Source organism: uncultured Leptotrichia sp., assembly GCF_938036635.1.
Lineage (GTDB): Bacteria > Fusobacteriota > Fusobacteriia > Fusobacteriales > Leptotrichiaceae > Leptotrichia > Leptotrichia hongkongensis.
Genome location: NZ_CALHQO010000527.1, coordinates 1 through 2,342, shown reverse-complemented (window position 1 = coordinate 2,342; position 2,342 = coordinate 1). Strand labels below are relative to the sequence as shown.

Below are 2,342 nucleotides of genomic sequence, written 5' to 3'. Positions count from 1 at the left end.
TTTTTTTGAAATTTTGAGCGAAAATAAAGCAGTTTCAGAAGTTGTTTCTGAAGGAATTGAGCTGTTTATTATGTTTTCTGAAATTGAATTTTCTTCAACGAACAACAATTATTATTATCGAAATAAAATGTTTGAAAAATTGGAAAAAAATTTTAAAAAATATAATTTCTCACAAAAACAAAGACTTTATTTACTTGTAAACTATGGACTTAATGTTATTTTTAATAATTTTGAGCGTTCTAAAAAGATGTATGATTTGTTTTTGGATACAATAAAGGAAGATTTAGAAAGTGCAAAAGAATTTTTAAATGACAATCTTGAAGAAAATAAATTAGAATACTCATTTTTGCTACATTTTTTTATAAGAGAAAATTTAATTAATAAAAAAGATCAGCAAAGATTATTAGCAATGTCTGAAGAGATATTAATCAGAGATTTAAAAGAACTATTTGAAGAAAAAGCCTGGAAATGGCACCCGAGTAAATTTAGAAATCTTGGATTTTTGGAAAAAGAGAATATTGATTGGGAAAGTATTACCATCGAATGTTTGGGATATAAGCCAGTAAATATTTTAGCGGAAAAGGATAAAATAATATTTTCGCTTTTTAAGTATTCTGATAAATATAAAAAAGTTTTTCAATTTCTTATAAATAGCACAAAAGAGATTAATCTATTTAAAGATATATTTTTAAGATACGATGTAATTTATGGAATATTTGGCTTAAGGGATATATTAAATGAAATGTGGAATTATGGGCTAAGATTGGATTTTATAAACAGAAAGTATTTTGAATATATTGAGAGAAAAGGTTTTGATAATAAAAATAATAAAATTTGGATGGAATTTTTGCGTGAGCATGAAAAAGAATTGTATAAAATTTTTGAAAAAGGGGTAGAATTATCAAAAGAAATCGAAAATTATGTAAATATTTTATATTTAAAAGATAATGGATTTGATTATTCAGAATTACCTAAATTACTGTTGAATGCAAATGAATATGTAGGGCATCAGATTGAAAAAATTTTAAGAAGAAGGCTTGACGCAAAAAATGAAATAGAGAAAATTGTTGAAAAACAAATTTTTCCTGCTTCACACATTGCAGAAAGATTAGTAAAATATTGGGATAATGTGGAAGCTCAAAAGGGATTAAGAAATTTAATGGATTCAAAAGAAATTTTTGAATATGCTGATAGCATCTGTCTTGAAAAACATGAGGAAAACGCAGTATTTAGTGCAGAAGTAGATTATGGAATGATAAGAATAAAGGACAGTGATAAAAAAATTCCTGCAAAATTAATGAAATTTTATATATCAGAATATATACTCGCAAAAGATATTAGAAGTATTGATGTTTGTAATAAAATTGAAGAAATAGCACAGAAAGAAGATTTGAGAAAATTTATTAAAAAGATTTTTGGCAGATGGAAAGTTCATATGTTTAATCCAAAGTATAAAAATATCTTTATACCGTTAATAAAGACTGCTAGCATTAAACAACTTGATGAAATGATAGAGATAGTCGACATGCTTGTCAGTGAGTATAATAAGATTGCAGTTGCAGCTTATGGAATAAGAGTTTTATCGTTGCGTGAAGAAGTTAAGCAAGTGGGGATATTATTAAACAGCTTCATATTAAACTATAAAGATAAAAGAATAAAAATGGCGGCTAACGAGGCATTGGAACTAATTTCACAAAAACAAGGAATGACACGTGATGAATTAAATGACATTTTAGTTCCAGATTTTAACTTTGAGATGGATAGGACAAAAATATTTACTTATGGGGATAAGAGAATAAAAATTGAGCTTGATATTGCAAAAATTCCTCAAAAAGTTATTCTTTATGATGAAAATAATAATAAAGAAATAAAATCATTTCCAAAAGTGAGTAAAAAAAGAAATATTGACAATGAAATATTGGAAGAATATAAAAGAGAATTGAAGTATATAAAAAAACAGTTGAAAGAAATATCATCAGTTCAGAGAAACAATTTATTAAAGGCATTATTTACACAAAGAAAATGGAAAGCAGAAAAATGGAAGGAAATTTTTATAAAAAATCCAATTATGCAAAAATTTGCGATATTTCTTCTTTGGAAAGAAATAGATGAGAAAAATGAAATAGTTAGTATCTTTAGATATACAGAAAATAATATTTTTGAAACAGTTGATGGGAAGGAACATACATTAAATCAAAATAATTTTGTAAATCTTGTATATTTTCCTGAATTGAAAGAAGATGAAAGGGAATATTGGAAAAATTATTTTAATAATAAAAAACGACTTCAGATTACTCCAAAGTCGTTACTTTTCGTTGGTTGCGGGGACAGGACTTGAACCT

The 2,342-nt window shown here is 25.6% G+C and carries 1 protein-coding gene; it reads left to right on the top strand.

Annotated elements, in window-relative coordinates; all coding sequences use genetic code 11:
• Positions 1-2,338, top strand: a 2,338-nt coding sequence (locus tag Q0370_RS10545) for a DUF4132 domain-containing protein (RefSeq protein ID WP_299575493.1), incomplete at its 5' end; no start/stop codon positions are given.
• Positions 2,339-2,342 lie beyond the last annotated feature (4 nt).